This window comes from Achromobacter sp. GbtcB20, from assembly GCF_019091095.1.
GTDB lineage: Bacteria > Pseudomonadota > Gammaproteobacteria > Burkholderiales > Burkholderiaceae_B > Achromobacter > Achromobacter mucicolens.
Genome location: NZ_JAGXJZ010000187.1, coordinates 1 through 557 on the forward strand (window position 1 = coordinate 1; position 557 = coordinate 557).

At 65.5% G+C, this 557-nt stretch carries 1 protein-coding gene; it reads left to right on the plus strand.

Annotation, left to right across the window (positions count from 1 at the left end; translation table 11 throughout):
* Positions 1–13: 13 nt before the first annotated feature.
* A partial coding sequence (locus KVT32_RS28485) for an AI-2E family transporter (protein ID WP_371825630.1) occupies positions 14–557 on the plus strand: 544 nt, incomplete at its 3' end.

The following is a 557-nucleotide window of genomic DNA, read 5'->3' on the forward strand; positions in this document are numbered from 1 at the left end:
GCTGGCGCTCGTGGTGCTGCTGCTGTTTGCCGTCGTCGGCCTGGGTGGCTGGGCCATGGCGCCGCAGATTGCCGAGCAGTCGAGCAAGCTGGCCGAGACGGTGCCGCAATCGATCGAGAAACTGCAGGAGTTCGTCAAGCAACATCCCGTGCTGCAACGCGTGGCGGCCGAACTGCCGCCGCCGGAGCAGGCGCTCAAGCAGATGTCCTCGCTGGTGCCGAACGCCGGCCTGTTCTTCGGCGGCGTCATCGGCGCGCTGGGCAACGTGGTGATCATCCTCTTCGTCGGCATTTATTTCGCCGCCTCGCCGCACCTGTACACGAACGGTTTCATCAAGCTGGTGCCGCAGGCGAAGCGTCCGCGTGCGCGCCAGGTGATGAAGAAAATGGGCGACACGCTGGGCAGCTGGCTGCTCGGCAAATCGATTTCGATGCTGATCGTCGGTGTCGCCACCTCGGTCGGCCTGGGTTTGCTGGGCGTGCCGCTCGGCCTGCTGCTCGGGATCATCGCCGGGCTGCTGGATTTCGTTCCCTATCTCGGCCCGATCCTGGCCGGCA